13 protein-coding genes and 4 pseudogenes are annotated in these 16,786 nt (G+C 37.3%); 8 read left to right on the forward strand and 9 right to left on the reverse strand.

Going from position 1 to position 16,786, the window contains the following annotated elements; all coding sequences use genetic code 11:
- Nucleotides 1–397: 397 nt before the first annotated feature.
- Both CWS20_RS15405 and CWS20_RS15410 read right to left on the reverse strand, forming a co-directional pair.
- Nucleotides 398–529: pseudogene (locus CWS20_RS15405) on the reverse strand (SMI1/KNR4 family protein); the annotation flags it as partial.
- Nucleotides 530–812: 283 nt separating this feature from the next.
- Nucleotides 813–1,907, reverse strand: coding sequence for a Rap family tetratricopeptide repeat protein (locus CWS20_RS15410; RefSeq protein WP_066194883.1), 1,095 nt, complete (start codon nucleotides 1,905–1,907; stop codon nucleotides 813–815).
- 273 nt (nucleotides 1,908–2,180) lie between these two features.
- On the opposite strand from CWS20_RS15410, the pseudogene CWS20_RS15415 reads away from it, so the two are divergent.
- Nucleotides 2,181–3,166, forward strand: a pseudogene (locus CWS20_RS15415) (IS4 family transposase); the annotation flags it as partial.
- A gap of 172 nt (nucleotides 3,167–3,338) precedes the next feature.
- Here CWS20_RS15415 and CWS20_RS15420 read toward each other — a convergent pair.
- The 6 genes and pseudogenes from CWS20_RS15420 to CWS20_RS15445 form a co-directional block, all read right to left on the reverse strand.
- Nucleotides 3,339–3,731, reverse strand: a pseudogene (locus tag CWS20_RS15420) (cation:dicarboxylate symporter family transporter); the annotation flags it as partial.
- A complete protein-coding gene (locus CWS20_RS15425; RefSeq protein ID WP_066194881.1) occupies nucleotides 3,727–4,617 on the reverse strand; it encodes a cation diffusion facilitator family transporter in 891 nt (296 codons plus the stop codon). The gene CWS20_RS15425 and the pseudogene CWS20_RS15420, both read right to left, overlap by 5 nt.
- A 292-nt stretch (nucleotides 4,618–4,909) precedes the next feature.
- Complete coding sequence (locus tag CWS20_RS15430) at nucleotides 4,910–5,728, reverse strand: glycerophosphodiester phosphodiesterase (protein WP_066194878.1); 819 nt, start codon at nucleotides 5,726–5,728, stop codon at nucleotides 4,910–4,912.
- Between the two features lie 337 nt (nucleotides 5,729–6,065).
- Complete coding sequence (locus CWS20_RS15435; protein ID WP_083957309.1) at nucleotides 6,066–6,341, reverse strand: phosphotransferase family protein; 276 nt, start codon at nucleotides 6,339–6,341, stop codon at nucleotides 6,066–6,068.
- Between the two features lie 309 nt (nucleotides 6,342–6,650).
- Complete coding sequence (locus CWS20_RS15440; protein ID WP_066194874.1) at nucleotides 6,651–7,433, reverse strand: tyrosine-protein phosphatase; 783 nt, start codon at nucleotides 7,431–7,433, stop codon at nucleotides 6,651–6,653.
- A 15-nt stretch (nucleotides 7,434–7,448) separates the two neighbouring features.
- On the reverse strand, nucleotides 7,449–7,868 hold the full coding sequence (locus CWS20_RS15445) for an Lrp/AsnC family transcriptional regulator (protein ID WP_066194872.1): 420 nt from the start codon (nucleotides 7,866–7,868) through the stop codon (nucleotides 7,449–7,451).
- A gap of 137 nt (nucleotides 7,869–8,005) precedes the next feature.
- Here CWS20_RS15445 and CWS20_RS15450 point away from each other — a divergent pair.
- From CWS20_RS15450 to CWS20_RS15470, 4 genes and pseudogenes are all read left to right on the forward strand, one after another.
- Nucleotides 8,006–8,559 (forward strand): annotated as a pseudogene (locus CWS20_RS15450) (cysteine hydrolase family protein).
- 309 nt (nucleotides 8,560–8,868) lie between these two features.
- Entirely contained in the window at nucleotides 8,869–10,254 is a 1,386-nt protein-coding gene (locus CWS20_RS15460) for a sensor histidine kinase (protein ID WP_066194868.1), read from the forward strand.
- Entirely contained in the window at nucleotides 10,232–10,903 is a 672-nt protein-coding gene (locus CWS20_RS15465; RefSeq protein WP_066194867.1) for a response regulator transcription factor, read from the forward strand. The genes CWS20_RS15460 and CWS20_RS15465 overlap by 23 nt, the downstream gene beginning before the upstream one ends.
- A 243-nt stretch (nucleotides 10,904–11,146) precedes the next feature.
- The gene (locus CWS20_RS15470) at nucleotides 11,147–11,719 is read left to right on the forward strand and encodes a YdhK family protein (protein WP_066194866.1); all 573 of its coding nucleotides are present in this window, start codon (nucleotides 11,147–11,149) and stop codon (nucleotides 11,717–11,719) included.
- A gap of 405 nt (nucleotides 11,720–12,124) precedes the next feature.
- On the opposite strand, the gene CWS20_RS15475 is transcribed toward CWS20_RS15470, so the two are convergent.
- The gene (locus CWS20_RS15475) at nucleotides 12,125–12,757 is read right to left on the reverse strand and encodes a Type 1 glutamine amidotransferase-like domain-containing protein (protein ID WP_066194865.1); all 633 of its coding nucleotides are present in this window, start codon (nucleotides 12,755–12,757) and stop codon (nucleotides 12,125–12,127) included.
- A gap of 159 nt (nucleotides 12,758–12,916) precedes the next feature.
- Between CWS20_RS15475 and sigV the strand changes: the two genes are divergently transcribed.
- The 3 genes from sigV (at nucleotide 12,917) to CWS20_RS15490 (ending at nucleotide 16,759) form a co-directional block, all read left to right on the forward strand.
- Nucleotides 12,917–13,450 (forward strand): RNA polymerase sigma factor SigV, encoded by a 534-nt coding sequence (sigV, locus tag CWS20_RS15480; protein WP_066194864.1) that lies wholly within the window; start codon nucleotides 12,917–12,919, stop codon nucleotides 13,448–13,450.
- A complete protein-coding gene (rsiV, locus tag CWS20_RS15485) occupies nucleotides 13,413–14,252 on the forward strand; it encodes an anti-sigma-V factor RsiV (protein WP_066194863.1) in 840 nt (279 codons plus the stop codon). The genes sigV and rsiV overlap by 38 nt, the downstream gene beginning before the upstream one ends.
- 608 nt (nucleotides 14,253–14,860) lie before the next feature.
- A complete protein-coding gene (locus CWS20_RS15490; RefSeq protein ID WP_066194862.1) occupies nucleotides 14,861–16,759 on the forward strand; it encodes an acyltransferase family protein in 1,899 nt (632 codons plus the stop codon).
- The last annotated feature ends 27 nt before the right edge of the window (nucleotides 16,760–16,786 follow it).

Here is a 16,786-nt window from a genome sequence, read left to right on the forward strand (position 1 = left end):
GGTTTTCAAAAGATACAATAAGAAAAACCAGCTGTCCAATTGGACAGTTGGTTTTTTGATTATGATGTCTAATTCACTTCTTATACTGCTTTCCCTCGGGTCGAATTTACCTCCCCATTTCGCAATGACAATCGTTGCCATCGAGTTTCCCACGTTTACTGCTTTCCACCCCATATCAAGAAAACGGTCAATCTCCCATTGCCATCAAACTAAGAAACAAGATAACCCCCAAAACAATATTTTTGATTTGGGGGTATTAAAAAATATTAATTCGATGGGCATGTAACGTTACCCCTTATAGTACATTTTTTCACAAACAAAATATCCTTATAGTACAACCATCAAGAGTTTTTGATTTTCTTTAATCTTATTAATGATTTCTCTCTATTTATCTATCTTAAAAATCTTCTTCCCATGCTTCTTTTGCATCCAACAACCTTTGTGATAAAACGTCATAAAAGTTCTTTGCTGTGTTGTAGTCATCTAATCCCCCTTGTCTATTCCACGTTATTACTGGACACTTACTGTTCCATCCTTCCAAAATGGTGCTCTGCCTTTTTTTTAATTGTAAATTTGTTTTTTATTAATGAGCATGAGGAATCAGATGACTTTACAGGTGGAGTAGATGAAAGTCAAATCAATCGATTTCGAAAGGTGATTTCTTCTGTAATGGCACAACTCAAGAGAGGGGTTATTACCACTCTGGCTGTTAAGTTTCTATATCTGTCTTACCAGTTGGTGTGACAATAGACTCATTTTGCATAGGATTTGCAGCTAAGAATAGAAGCAATACAGCAGACACAACAAGTAGTTTACCTAGACTTTTCAATGTCAACACTCCCTAATTGGTTTTGTTTTGTATTCATCTGTAAAGCCAAATTAGCGTAGTATAAAGCTTGTCCTAATTGTTCTTTCTCTTCATAATAACGGGATAATTCTTCAGCAATTTCGCTTGCGTCAAAAAATAAGTCATAATTGGTTAACTGATCTAAGCCTTGTTTGATGCCTTTTTCATTGTAATCTACGTATAAATGACGGTATATCAGACATTTTGCTTTATATTCGATATTTCCATTTGAATGTAACCATTCTTCGACTTCCATTAATAAAGGCATAGCAGCTGTCGAATTTCCTAACCTTAAATGAATAAAAGCTAAATCCGCCTTAGATTTATAACCTGCTACCGTTTTTTCATGATCGCCTGTTTTCAAAGCCCTTTCAAAAAAAACTTTGGCTTCACTTTGTTTGTTTTGTCTAACTCGATTTAAGCCTAGACTACGTAAAGTGAGTGAATGAACTTTTGGAAATGCCGATGCTTCGACGAGGATTTCATTATACCTAGCTTCCGCATTTTCATAATTACCTAATTCAGATTCAATGGCCGCAAGCAACAAATAACCATTCAGAACTTTATTACGGTAACTATCATTTTGTTTAAACAACTGTATGGCTTGTTCCATGTATGAAACAGCAAAAGTAAACTGATTGATACGATAATATCCATCTGCTAGGCGTAAATAGAACTCTGCTCGCTCATACTGATCCGAAACTTGATCTAAGAGATTTTCAGCCAATCCATAAAATTTAATAGCTGACGTGTATCTATATTCATAAAATTTACGTTGGCCAATTAAAAAGTAATACATGTACTTTAAGTAAGGATCGATTTTTGAATGTTCTAAACCTCGGATATGTTCATCAGATTGAGGATTTTGCATTAAAAGATTATAACGGAATAATAGTAAGTTGTAATAAGAAATAACCTTATCATCTTGCTCCATATCTTGAATCATGCCTTTAAGTTCGTGCTTTAGTTCAGTAGCTTTTTTAAAATCACTTTGAATGATACAGCTATACCAATCAACACATTTAGAACCCACTATTACAGCAGGAATTTTACTATTCATGAACAACTCCCCCCTTTCCCTAATGTTTTAACCATAAAAAGCACCTGCTTTTGAATCTAATTCAACAATATTTTACAAATACCTTCTCTTTTTTGAAATTTCTCCATAAAAATTAAAAATCTGGAAAATATAATATATATTTTGTCGAAATTTGTTGTAACTGTGTAAATAATTTTTCAAGTACGGAGACGGTCGTGTTGTGAAACATGGCCAGCTATATGTCAACCGCGGGACTTATTTGATCCTTTATATGCGTATGCGCATAGACAGACGCTACCTGATTCCTTCTCAACTGATTATCAAGGTTGTGGGGGAGCAGTAATACTGCGGGGGTTAAAATCCAATGTAATACGATTTACTAAGTGGCCAATTTTTAAACGTACAGCTAGGACCAGGAAAGAACAATGATAAAACATATGGTACTACCTGCATTGAAACAGTAAAGAAAAATGATCTATATTTACCTAACATTGGTTATTTTGATTTAGGAGACTTACAAGCCATTCATGATAAAGATGCTTACTATATCTCGAGGTTAAAGCTAAATACACGTATTTATATCAAGAACCCTGAGCCAGAATTCTTCAACAATGGTACATTAAAAAAGCAAACAGAATACATTCAACTTGATATACAACAAATGTTGTCTCTTCTAACCCCTGGTGAAACGATGGAAATTATAGAAGCATAAATTGGACAAAATCAGAAGCTTCCAGCACGTGTTATTATTCATCGTTTAACTGATGATCAAACGCAAACACGCCTGAAAAACCAAGCCATACGAGAAAAGAAGAAAGGCAATGTCATGAAGGAGAAAAGTAAGCACTTGATGAGTACGAATGTCTATATCACGATTACATCGAATGAAAAATTCCCCACTAATTATGTCCATTCTCCCCTATTCCCTGCGTTGAAAGATTGAGATTTTATTTAAAACATGGAGGTCATTCTTTGAAATTGATGAATGCAAAACAATCAAAAAAGAACGCCTTGAGTGCCATTTATAAGGCCAACTTATCGGCATTCTCATCTGTTCTTCTACCATTAATACAAGGCGATTTATATGATTAAAGATTACTTTCCTTTAATATTTCATGCAATGGCAGTTGGTACAGAAGAACTTTTTTAAAATTTTGCATCGCCTTTATCATCTACTCAAAAAGAATGGTCGTAAATGCCAGCGGTATAAGAAGATGACTGCCTTTGATATTCTTGGGGTTGTGTATGAAACGACGGTGAAGGACAGACAAGCTGCTTAGCAAAAAAAAAGGATTTTAATAGGCTTGTTTATCATGCTTACTTTTCCATTTTTGACTAATATTGAAACCAGGAGCATTTATCTCTATTAATTTTCGTTCTTAGCTTGATGGTCATGTGGCAATCCCCGCAATAAAGGCAAGTCATTTCACATGAAGCTAAGAGTGAAACCTACTCACCAATCTTCCTATCGATACTATACATTTGCGCGCTAAAAATAGCAGCAAGTGTATGGTACAAGTTGAGCCATCCAAGTAAAAGAATACCCGGTTGGAATAATGAATGAAGAATTATGCTTCTGTACTCCAATCCCCTCTACTTTTGCCATTAGACGAGGCAGAACAGCTTCTGAACTTGCAGTAGAAAAGGCAAAAAGCAATTCACCTTTAAGTAATTTAAATATGCTGTACCCAACCAACTTCGCTATCTTCCGTAGTACAACAATAACAAAGGAAACCATCGAGCCATATACTGAAATGACCAATTTACCGAGCGGGCTAAGTGAAGATAGCCCAAGGCGAATACACCAAAAGGCGCCCATTTCATCATTTGATTTGTGACATTAAAAGTCACACGCCTCATCCGTTTGCGGTTCCATATGAACATGGACATCATAAACTGAATGCTTCTCCATTAATGTATCTTCTACCAAGGTTGCCAAATCATGTGCTTGATTTATATCTAAAGTCCCCTCCACACATATGACTATATCTACTACCACATTGTTTCCGTATAACCTACCCTTTATTTCTTTTATTTTTTTTACGCCATCAATCTTTTGCACAGTTTCTTCATATTGATCAATTTTTTCCTGATCAAATCCATCAGTAAGCTGATGAGTCGTATCTCTAAAAATTTCCCATGCCGTCCTGACAATAATTAAACCGACAATTATAGCAGTAACCGGGTCCAGCCATGGCAAGCCAAATTGCGACCCGAAAATCCCGACCGCCGCCCCTATACTCACAAGTGCATCAGACCGATTATCCATAGCTACTGCCATAAGTGACTTGCTTTTTATTTTGGCAGCTAATTTTTTGTTGTAATAATAAACAGCAAACATAATAATCGCAGCAAAGATTGCAACATATCCCGCAACGACATTTGGCGGTTCAGTATTTTCACCTACGAGAGAAGAAAATGCGCCGATTAAAACTTCTGCACCAACTGCAAACATAATAAATGCCGCTACTAAGGAAGCAATTGCCTCACTTTTCCAATGGCCGTATTTATGATCAATATCTGGTGGACGCTGTGAAATTCTAAGGCCAATTAACACTGCAATCGAAGCAATAATATCTGTGACGTTATTTAATCCGTCTGCTTTTAACGCTGCTGACCCTGTCATATAGGCAACGATTAGTTTAAAGCAAGATAAAAGTATGTAAACGATAATGCTTAGCTTTGCACCGCGCTCACCTAATTTTAGATTTTTGTATTTCTCTTCATCCATAGCCACTACCTCCAATTACTACTCATTATGATAGCAACTGAACTTTGAGTGGGTCTACAGCAACCTTTTTGCCAAACCGAATATAAATAGCCAGCATAAAAAAAAGTTGAATGGGGCAAACAATTATAAATGTTATTCACTTTAATTAACATCATTGCTACCCACCTTCAATAGAAATGAACTTTAGTCTCTAAAATAATGTAACCATCGATGACTTCATTCATACTAAAATAAAAAAAGAAGCCGTCAATGCTCCTGAAACTGGCTCATATGACAATGCTTCTCTAATTATTCATTTTACATAATCAGGATAATCAGTAATAATTCCATCAACCTTCATATCAATCAAAAACTGAGCTGCTTCGGGAGTGCGCACTGTCCATGATTGAATCTTTAACTTATGGTTTCTTACTCGTTGCACAAGCTCCTCATTTACAAGACCATAGCTTGGATTAAAGTAATCCGCATACTTTGAAAAAGCTTTCATTGCCTCATCTGTTGTATCTTTAGGAGAAGACGTTAATACACCAATCGGCATTTTTGGCAGCAATTTGTTCATTTTTTTCATCGAATCAAAATTAAAAGATTGAACAATGACTTCTTCTTTGCGCGGTTTATCCATTTTTCGCTTTTTCAATTCCTTCATTACTTGTTTTTCAATCCCTGGATATAGCTCAGGTAATTTGAGCTCTATTAAAATTCCGATTTTTCCTTTGTACCGGTCGAGCACTTGTTCAAAGGTTGGAATCTTCTCGCCAGTGAATTGCTCACCCTTCCAGCTTCCAGCATCGAGCTTTCGTAGTTCCTTATATTTTAAATCCTTTACTGCTCCTGTTCCATCCGTTGTTCTGTCAACAGTTGAATCGTGGATTACTACCAACTGTCCGTCCTTACTCCGCTGCAAATCAATCTCGATATAATCGGCTCCCATTTCATACGCTTTGTCAAAAGCCGCGATCGTATTTTCAGGAGCATATCCGGAAGCGCCGCGATGGGCCACATTTGCGATTTCCTTCTTATCGTCTGGCCCCCCTTTTGCAAACGCTTGTTGAAATGGAGTAAACACGATTGCCATTGCCAACGCTGCACCAAGTAACATTGATTTTTTCATACTATCCTCTCCTTTATTTTTTGTCTACAAGAAAAGAATAATAAAGAATTATAGAGAACGTATTGGAAATATGTGTAGATTATATGTATGAAAGTAAAAAAAACGCAGTTCCTTTTTCGCAGATTTTTTTACAAATGAAACGGTCGTATGGCACTATTTATAATCTTCATTAGGTGCTTCGGTGCTGCATGAAATCCGTTTCCTTATTTCTCTTTAAAAAAATGCTTATTCCGTTTCCGGGATGGACTCATTTAAGCGGGCAGCCACCACCGGAATCTCATATATTTGCGAATTCTATGTATTAATGTAAATATTCGTCTGGAAAGATTGTCCTTATTTACTGTAAAATATCCTTTTTAGCGATAGACAAAGACGCGTAGGTCATAAGCATGTAAGTACGGGCAACATCCGGAACTGGATTGCCACACTTGGCTGTCATCCAATCAAGAACAACTGCTAATCCGTTATGAGCAATTACATTATCGGTATGATAGTCACCATGACAAATAGAAGAACAATCTGGCAAATGTACGAGAAGATTAAGCATCGTTTGTTTCTCTTTATGTGAAAGCATAGTTTCAGAAATAGCGTTTGCAAGGCTGAACCTCTGCAATGGCCTTAGCCAGCTGAGCTATTTTCAAATGCTCTGAAAGCAATTGAGCTGTGAGTGATCTACCCTCAATTTTTTCAAAGATCATGCCCCATTTATTGCTGACATTTAAAAGGCCATCTACTGATTAGAAGGGATTCCTAAGCTGTTTATTAACTGGCTGAGCTCATACTCTTGGAGAATGTTCTCCAAAGCCATATGATGATGAAATAATTTTTCTCGCCATATTCATAAACTTCCGCCGTTTTTCCTGCACCTAATCGCTTCATTTGCTCCTCCTAAAAAAAACTCCCTTGCAGTCTGCAAGAGAGATTAGTCCTCCAACATGATATCTCTTAATTTTTGCAGCGTTTCATCCTCAATTCTGCATTCTTCTCGTAAATAGTCATCCATCGAACGATATTTTTCAAAAATCGCATCATAAGCTTTATTCAAGTATGCTTGTCTAACTTCAAGGACTGGTTTAATCTGTTCTGGCTTTAGCCTAAATAGACTCATCCATCTAAGTGCGGTTTCTATTTTTGTCATTCGTGGTCCGATGAGTTCGTTTGAATGTAAATATTGGGCAGAAACGGTTTCATATGGCACTCCGACTGCCGATTGGATTAGAGAAGAAATGAAGCCTGTCCGATCCTTACCGCCTGTACAATGTACGAGGGCTGGTAAATTATCCTGCTCTGTGATTAAATTAAAAATCGTTTTAATTTCTTTTTGGCAGCCGAATGCCATATATCGATACATATCCAGCATAATTGCTTCGAAGTCTATATCATTGGATTGTCTGAATAAAAACTTGAATAAATCCAAATGAGTAATTTCCCAGCTTTTATCGTTTATCGAAACGTTTACAAGCTGTACACCGTTTTCCGCTTGCATCTTTGACGGTTTTGATTTTTGTTCAGATGCTGTTCTTAAATCACAGATTAAATGGATGTTCAGTTCTCCGAAGATTTCAATATCACGTGCAGAAAGCCGCGAAAGTTCATCTGACCGAAAAAGAACACCGCTTTTCATCCGCTGCCCATTTTCAGTAACGAGACCGCCGATGTCACGAAAATTATATATACCATCAAATTTCTCTATCATTTCAAACATAGTATTCTCCTTTAATCATATCTGTTTAAACGCAACTGGTGATGATAAATTAATCAATGTCGATGGTTTTCCATACTGCATTGTCGCATCAATAAATCCTTCTAAATCAACAACAGAATGAGTAACCACCTTTACTAAATAACTATATTGTCCAGCTAGCCTATGACATTCAATTACCGCAGGATGTTCATTGCAAAATGAGCGGAAAGCTTCACATTGATGTGTATCAACTAATACAAACGCAGTAATTTGTTTATTCACCTTCTGAGGATTGATAACTGCACGGTACGCCTCTATCACATTTTTATCTTCGAGCTTCTTTACTCTTTCCTTCACTGCCGGTGTTGATAGTTTTATTTGTCTGCCGAGTTCTGCAAACGAAATTCTCCCGTCATTTTGCAAAATGGTGAGAATTTCTCTATCTATTTCGTCCATCTATATAAACCATCCTTTTTAAGGTATAAATATATTATTTCAATAAATTTTAAAATAAAGTCCGAAAAAAAGCTAATAAACTATATGTTTATTTTAACATAACTTCTATATTATTAATCTAAAAAAAGGAGAAATCTATCATGAAAAAACAAACAGCATTATTACTAATTGATGTGCAAAAAGCTTTTGATAACAAAAAATGGGGGTTGCGCAACAATCCATTAGCAGAAAAACAAATTCAGAAATTATTATTTCATTGGAGATGCCTTAAACTTCCGGTCATTCATATTCAACATATTTCAGACAGCCCTCTCTCGCTCTTTCATCCAAGCAATGCAGCGGTTAATTTTAAAGAAGAGGCGATTCCCATAGCAGGTGAGAAAGTGATTAGAAAAAAAAAGAACAGTGCTTTTATCGGCACTGACCTTGAAGACAGCTTGAGGCAACTAAACATTGTGAACTTAATGATTGTCGGCTTCACTACACCTCATTGCTTTCTACCACTGCAAGAATGAGCGCAAATCTGGGTTTTAGCACCTTTATAGTAAAAGATGCAACAGCTTCGTTTGAGCTGACAGATTATAATGGAACACTTTATGATGCTCAGACTGTGCACGAAACATCTCTGCTTTCATTGCACAATGAATTCGCAACCATTGCATCAACAAAGGAAATCATTTCCCTTTCATAAATAGCACAACAATCGCAATCATTAATAGACTGATTAAGAAAAAAGTGCCCAGACCAGCTTTATATACAATATAAACATTAGTATTCCGAAAAACGCTGACAATAATAAAAACCAGAAGCGTTAAGCCGAGAAAGATTATTAATGGTGCAAACCGGTTTTTTCTTCTATACAAAAGCATCAGTCCCTTTTTTCGAAGCTTTATAAATCCATCCTTATTAACACACTATGAAAGGGACATCTTGTATTATTCCAATCGCTTTGCATACATTCTCCACATTTTTCAAATATAATAGTACTTAGGTGATAAAGATGCAGAAACTATCTATTAAGCTAGGTTTGATCTTTCTTTTCATTATTTTTGGACTGGAGATTTTTATGTTCTTCTTTCTTCATTCTGCACTCGTTGATTCCCGTGTCGAAGAAGAACTGATTGCCCTTCAAACGAGAGGCAATTCTCATCGGGATATTCTCGAAAGAAATTTTGATAGAATGACCATTTCACACGTGGCTTTAATGGAATCAGAGGCGAACACAGATGTTGTTGTGACAGATGAAAATAAGCAAATTCTTGATTCATCTGTTGCACCCTCTAAAATAGATAAATACATTCAATCAAATGCCGATGCAGTGTTGGAAGATGAAATCGTAGAGGACAACTGGAAAGAGGAAAGTTATATCGCTACTGTCAGTGTCATACGAGGCGATGCTGGCGGCTATGTTTATATGTTTCAAAATACCGCTTCCATCCATTCTTTGATAGAGCGGCTGAATAGGCATTTTCTTGTTACTGGGCTGATTGTTATTGCCTTAACAATTGTGATTATCTTTTTTGTATCGAATGCATTGGTAAAGCCGTTAAATAAAATGAAAGCGGCGACAGCTAAAATAAGTAAAGGTGATTTTTCTGTTTCTCTGCCTGAAACAGGCAATGACGAATTAGGAGAGCTTTCAAAATCCATTCAGCTGCTTGCCGATGATTTGAATTATTTGAAACAGGAACGCACTGACTTTCTCGCAAGCATTTCCCATGAATTACGCACTCCACTTACTTATATTAAAGGCTATGCCAATATCGTTCAAAACAGGGAACTTTCACCTGAAGAAAGACGGCATTATTTAACGATTATAAAAGAAGAAACAGAACGCATATCTGCTTTGATTAAAGACTTGTTCGATCTAGCACAATTAGATAATAATGCTTTTATTATCAATAAAGAACCGGTTGAATTATATGACTTTATCCGTAAAATTGACCAAAAGCTTACACCTGCCTTTGAGGAAAAAGGGTTAAAGCTAGTCTTATTTTGTCCGCAAAGAGTCTATTTGCTTGCAGACCCTTTGCGCCTAGAGCAAATAATCTATAACCTCCTTGATAATGCTTTAAAATATTCAGAGAATGAAGGCATAACAAAAATAACGGTGAAAACAGATAATAATGATGTGCTGATAAATATAATCGATAATGGAAAAGGCATACCTTCCGCCGATTTGCCTTTTCTGTTTCACCGTTTTTATCGGGTGGAAAAATCACGGACAAGGGCGTCTGGAGGATCGGGCCTCGGTTTATCCATTGTCGAAGAACTCATTCATGCACATGGCGGAACCATTACCGTTCAAAGCAGAAAAAATAGCGGAACTGAATTTGCAATAAAATTCAAAGGAGCTTTATTAGATGAAGACAATCTTACTCGTTGACGACGAACAAAGAATGCTTGACCTTCTTTCACTTTATTTGACACCTATTGGATATTCCTGCATAAAGAAGATGTCAGGTTTAGACGCTCTTGCCTATTTAGAGACAAATCATGCGGATTTAATTTTATTAGATGTAATGATGCCTGAGATGGACGGCTGGGAAACATGCCGTGAAATCAAATCTTTCTGTGATATACCGATTATTATGCTGACAGCAAAAAGCGATAAGCCAGATATTGTAAAGGGGCTGAAAATTGGTGCCGATGATTATATTTTGAAGCCTTTTGATGAAGATGAGCTGATTGCAAGAATCCAAGCGGTTTTGCGACGGGGAAAATCATTCGATCCTGAGCTATCTTTTCAAGGATTAACTTTAAAAAAAGACTCCTTTGAACTGTTATATAATCAGGAACTTATCCCTACAACTCCGAAGGAATTTTCAATGATGGAACTATTTTTAACGTACCCAAACAAAGTCTTTTCACGCGAGCACCTCATTGCATCTGTTTGGGGCTATGGGGTGTCGATTGAAGATCGAACAATTGACTCGCATGTGCGCAATTTAAGAGAAAAGCTGCGGCAAGCGGGCTTTCCAGCTGACAGCTACCTTCTTACTGTTTGGGGCATCGGCTATAAATGGAAAAAGTAATGAATAAAATCCTTTAGAAGATTGACAGTCTTTCATTGCGAATAAGGTGCAACGATCTTCATTCCCCAATGATGGATAGTAGTTGATCCCGCTTTTCCTTTATGATTCCATCGGAAGTCATGAAGTTTTAGTTTACCGCCCATTCTAGCGGGATAAAATATGATGATGGAATTTTTCTTCATATTTTCTGCAAACTTTATTTTTATAATGAAGACAAATCTTCACAAAGGAGTTGGATGAACTGTGAATAAACGAGTATTAAGTGCGTTATCTATCGCTGCAGTATTGACCTTATCTGCATGTGGCGGCAACCAAGATGATGCTGGACCACAAGAAGAAAATGACAAAAATCAACAAACAGAGATGGACCATTCCAATATGGATCATTCCAGTTCTGGCGAAATTCCAGACGGCTTAATGGATGCGGAGAATCCCACTTATCCAGTAGACAGCAAAGCGCTAATTAAAGATGGACATATGGCAGGTATGAAAGGAGCAGAAGCAACAATTGTCGGTGCCTATGATACCGTTGCATATATCGTTTCCTACACACCTGAAGACGGCGGAGAACGTGTGGAAAATCATAAGTGGATTATCCACGAAGAGTTCCCAGATGCCGGAGAAGAACCGCTGCAGCCAGGAACAGAAATTGAAACGGATGCAGACCATATGTCAGGTATGGATGGCGCTGCAGTTGAAATCGTTTCAGGCGAAGAAACTACCGTCTATATGATTGACTACACACCAACTGACGGCAGCGAAAAAGTGGAAAATCATAAGTGGGTTACAGAAGAGGAATTAGAAGCAATAGAGTAAAGGCTGCAATTGCAGCCTTTTTTGTTTGTTGCTAGCCAGTTTTCCCTGAATTTTTTAATGGCCTCCAGTAATGAAACAATCCTGTCATTTATTCTGCTTACTTATTTGGTTTCATTTTGCTTTTTGATACCACTTTTTCATGCAGCTCCGTTGGCTTGTCGCCTAGAATAATGATTTAACGTTTTTAATCTTAAGCTGAGTGAGTCGTCCTCAAAGCAGCCCCACGGATAATTATCATATATCCGACCAATTTCATTTCCACATTTTCGGCCATAATTATGTTTATGTTCAGGGTTTCTAGCATTTTCTCAACTTTTGCTGCCGTTAGCTTTCGGAATTAGCTTTGCTAAATTCATAGCATCCTTCATTGCCGCTTTTCTTATTTTCATGGAAATACCTCTTCTATTAGACTACTGATTTATAAAAATGCACTTGCTCACCATCTATTGAATATAGCCGGTCCTGTTTATAATAAATACTGGCACCATCATCCAGCCCATATCCAGTCCAGCAACCTGTTTTATCCATTGCCCGCTTCAAATTTTCCTCATCGTTCCATTCGGTGAAGTGCACGCTTATTACACAATGATCTATTAACCCTAAACCTTTCAAAAAAATTTGCTCATTTCTGCTGTTATCTTTTGGTGAAATGACACAATGCTCAGGGCAGATTAATGCGCCGGCAGAAAAGCCAGCAACAGGAACACCCTCTTGATAAAGTGACTTAATTTCCATACCTAATGAAGTATCTACAACCGATTCATGATACTTTCCCGTTTCTCCGCCGCAAATAATGATGCCGCTGCAGTCTGTCGCTAATATTGAAGTTGAATCTGATAAAGGATAATACTTGAAACTTGTTACACCATATGATTCCAGAACCTTTTGATATTTCGGCATGTAGCTGCACCAGCCAGGGCGATCCAGGCAAAGAATAGCTACAGAGCCTTTCCTTTTGGATGAAATCTCTGCAAAAGCTTTCCCATGCTCATCGCCAAACGGGGGACCTCCGCCAAATAAAAAAAGATGCTGTTCCACCGAATCACCTCATCTATTTTTTGGTAATTATACAAACAATAAGGAATAAAGTAAATGAAAAAAATTACTGTCGATGCAAACTTTTTATTCATGTATGGACGTCTATAGTTTGTAACACTGGTTACAAAGGATTTTTTTATAAAGGAGCTCCTGGAGGTAATGAAAAAAACTGATGTGCATGCACGTTTTGTCACCATTATAAAAGATCATAAAGAAGACTTTTATCGCTTAGCCTATAGCTATGTGAAAAATCAGGAAGATGCGCTGGATATTGTGGGAGATTCCATTAAAAAAGGACTCATTTCATTAGATCGTATTCAAAATCCACAAGCGATAAAAAGCTGGTTTTATAAAATAGTTGTCCGCACTTCACTCGATTTTTTACGTAAGCATAAAAGGCTAACTGTAACTGATGACGAAACACTAAATTTTTTAAGCAGCGGCCAAAATGATCAGTATGAAAATTTTGACCTGCATGAAGCAATGAATAAGCTACCTGTCGAATATAAAACAGTCATCACACTTCGCTACTTTGAAGATTTAAAAATGGAAGAAATCGCCGCGATAACAGATGAAAATATTAGTACAGTAAAAACCCGGATATACCGAGGTCTCAAGCTTTTACGAATTACGTTAACAGAGGAGAATGAGTCGGATGAACGAGCATTTAAAGGAACTGAGAAAAGAATATAAAGATGTGCCTATTCCCCGTGAACTAGATGATATTGTAGCCAAATCTCTGAATAAAAAAAGCAAGAAAAAGCCATTGTTTATGTGGCCGGCAAGCGCCGCCGCTGCCGCTGCTATTTTTACAGCGGCAGTAAACTTCAGCCCGACAGCTGCTGAAGCAATGGCTAAAATACCTGTAGTGAAACAAATTGTAGAAGTCATCACCTTTAATGAGATTCAGGAAGAACGTGAAAACAGCAGTATTGACGTTAAAACACCTGCAATTAATGGCTTAGAAAATAAGGCATTGGAGTCTAACTTAAATCAATCCTATATTGACGAAAGTCAAAAGCTGTTTGAAGAATATACAGATTCATCAGGACATCTCGCTATCGAAAGTGACTATACAGTAATCATGGATACAAAAGAATTGCTGTCCATCAGGCTAAGCATATTTAAAGCTCAAGCTTCAGGCTATAACGAAAATCAATATGTAACAATTGATAAGGAAAATGAAGCGCTTCTCACATTGCCAAGTTTATTTAAAAATGATCAATATATCACCGTAATTAGTGAAAATATAAAAGAGCAGATGCAGCAGCAAATGAATGCTGACTCAAATAAAATTTACTGGATTGGCAAAGATGAGTTGGAGCCGTTCACGTCAATTGCTGCTGACCAACAGTTTTATCTCAATAAAGATCATCAGCTTGTGATTTCCTTCAATGAATACGAAGTTGCGCCAGGCTATATGGGAGCAGTTGAGTTTGAGATTCCGACAGAAGTAATGAAAGATTTACTTGTCGGGAACAGATATATAAAATAAAAATTTGTATGACTATCCAAAACCGATGGCTTTTGGATAGTCTTTTTTTATAAGTATAGGAATGATAACTGGATTGCAGGATTTTTTTAAGATGAATATAAGCAGAATCAAATCATAAAATTTTTAGCAGAGGGTGCCATCAATCAAATTGTGTTTTCACTCATTTCTCTCGTCCATTACCAGTTATGCTACACTTGGGAGAATTATTAGCAGCATAATCATTTTAATTTTTGGAGTATTTACTCTCAACACGCGATACATAATTGAGCTTGGTTCAATTAATCGTTTCCTATATTCATTGGATGGCTCTTGCACGTTCCTATGAAAAAAACCAAGAATTATAACCACCTGGCTCCATTAATCGAAATGGAGTTTTTTTTAGGTCTATATCCTCCCCCTTTATCATTCTTTTCTCCTATCCAAATCTACATGCAACAAGTATAGAATTAATAATTGCAGTGCTTTTTTTATAGGCAAATTCTTCTTTATTTTTTACATAAATTTTGAAACTAAATGGCTTCATTTATACGTCTATTTTTTATAAAAGAATGGGATGCCCATTCCGCTGCAACACGAGAATTTTGCTTAAGCTATTGGAGGAAATACATATGAAAAAACCGACCCACACACGTTATATCCCTGGCCTGGACGGACTTCGTGCTCTTGCCGTTCTTGCTGTAATTGCTTACCATTTTAATTTTTCGTGGGCAACTGGAGGTTTTCTAGGCGTTAATCTCTTTTTTGTCCTTTCAGGATATTTAATTACTTCTACACTACTGCCTGATCAAAATCAATTAATGAAACTGGATTTGAAAAAATTCTGGATTGGCCGCGCCCGCAGGTTACTGCCGGCATCTTATGCAATGATTTTTATTACCTTCGTGTGGGTCGTACTTTTCAACCAGGAATTATTAACTACCGTTCGCGGAGATGCGATTGCCTCTATCTTTTATGCGAGCAATTGGTGGTTTATTTTCCACGATGTTTCATATTTTGATAGCTTCGGTGCACCGTCTCCATTAAAAAATCTATGGTCGCTTGCAATTGAAGAACAATTTTACTTATTATGGCCGCTATTGCTGGCTGCTGGCTTCTATATTTTTAAAAGACGCAGCACCATTTCAAAAATAATTTTTGCCGGTGCATTAGCTTCAGCACTGTTAATGGCGATTCTCTTTCAACCAGGAGCCGACCCAAGCCGTGTTTATTACGGTACTGATACTCGCTCCTTTGAGCTTCTAATTGGCTGCTGGCTTGCAATTGTCTGGCCAATGAAAAGACTTTCAACAAAGAAGCTTTCAAATAAACTAAGCTTTAACCTGAATGTAACAAGCTTTACAGCACTATCATTGCTTATTCTCTGCATGGTAACGGTAAATGAATATAACTCCTTCCTATACCGGGGCGGCATGTTTATCATTGCTCTTATTTCTGCAGTTGTGATTGCCTGTGTTTGCCACCCTGCAAGTCTTTTAGGCAAAATGCTTTCATGGAAGCCATTAAGATGGATTGGCTCCAGATCATACGGCATATACCTATGGCATTATCCAATTATCATGCTGACAACACCTGTTCATGATTTAGGGAATCCGGTTTTATGGAGAGTTATTTTGCAAGTGGCCGCAACCTTTATTATTGCAGAACTATCATACCGATATCTTGAGCAGCCAATTAGAAAAGATGGCTTTAAGGCATTCTTTGTAAAACTAAATTCTCTTAATCCATTAAAATGGAATAGCCTGCCGCTTGCACGGAAAATTGCTGCTACATTTCTTCCGCTTGTCTGTCTCATATTCATTGCGGGTATGACAGGTGTTGTTAAAGGAGAGGAATCCCCACCTGATCGCCCTACTGAAGTAGTGATCAATCAAGAGAAACAAAATGCTGAGGAAGAAAAGCCTGAGAAGCTGCCGGAAATCGAAGAAGAAACAGTGGATGAGATTAAAGATCATCAAAAAGCTCCAGAAGAAGAACCTGAGCATGAAGCGATGCCTCAAGAACCAATTAAAGCTGCTGATTATTATACAGGTGTACTGGCGATAGGCGATTCTGTTATGTTGGATATCGCTCCCAGCCTTCAAGAGCGATTCCAAAACATTACAATTGACGCAAAAGTTGGTCGACAGGTTCATGAAGCAATCAGCCTTGCTTCAAACTATGCACAATTTAATGAGGTTAACCAGGCTGTTATTTTAATGCTTGGTACGAATGGATATTTTACTGAGAAAAATTTAGATACATTAATAGAGTCGTTCTCAAATGCGGATATTTATCTTGTAAATACGCGCGTACCCCGTACATGGGAAGCAAAAGTCAATGAAGCTTTAGCTGAAAAAGCCGAAGAGCATGACAATATTACATTGGTTGATTGGCATACTGAAGGAAAGAATCACCCCGAATATTTCGGTGCTGATGGAGTGCATGTTGGTCCGACCGGTGCAGATGCGATTTCTGAGTTGATTGAATCTACAATGGATGAGTTTGTGAATGACTCTTTAGAAAAGTAAAATGAAACATAAAGTGGGTCGTTTTAA

The sequence above is a fragment of the Cytobacillus horneckiae genome, from assembly GCF_002835735.1.
Classification (GTDB): domain Bacteria; phylum Bacillota; class Bacilli; order Bacillales; family Cytobacillaceae; genus Cytobacillus; species Cytobacillus horneckiae.

Excerpts from the sequence above, each read along its gene's own strand:
- sigV (WP_066194864.1), top strand. The coding sequence starts at position 12,917 with ATGAAAAAAACTGATGTGCATGCACGTTTTGTCACCATTATAAAAGAT.
- CWS20_RS15465 (WP_066194867.1), top strand. The coding sequence starts at position 10,232 with ATGAAGACAATCTTACTCGTTGACGACGAACAAAGAATGCTTGACCTT.
- CWS20_RS15440 (WP_066194874.1), bottom strand. The coding sequence starts at position 7,433 with ATGTTTGAAATGATAGAGAAATTTGATGGTATATATAATTTTCGTGAC.
- CWS20_RS15430 (WP_066194878.1), bottom strand. The coding sequence starts at position 5,728 with ATGAAAAAATCAATGTTACTTGGTGCAGCGTTGGCAATGGCAATCGTG.
- CWS20_RS15445 (WP_066194872.1), bottom strand. The coding sequence starts at position 7,868 with ATGGACGAAATAGATAGAGAAATTCTCACCATTTTGCAAAATGACGGG.
- CWS20_RS15490 (WP_066194862.1), top strand. The coding sequence starts at position 14,861 with ATGAAAAAACCGACCCACACACGTTATATCCCTGGCCTGGACGGACTT.
- CWS20_RS15460 (WP_066194868.1), top strand. The coding sequence starts at position 8,869 with ATGCAGAAACTATCTATTAAGCTAGGTTTGATCTTTCTTTTCATTATT.
- CWS20_RS15410 (WP_066194883.1), bottom strand. The coding sequence starts at position 1,907 with ATGAATAGTAAAATTCCTGCTGTAATAGTGGGTTCTAAATGTGTTGAT.
- CWS20_RS15425 (WP_066194881.1), bottom strand. The coding sequence starts at position 4,617 with ATGGATGAAGAGAAATACAAAAATCTAAAATTAGGTGAGCGCGGTGCA.
- rsiV (WP_066194863.1), top strand. The coding sequence starts at position 13,413 with ATGAACGAGCATTTAAAGGAACTGAGAAAAGAATATAAAGATGTGCCT.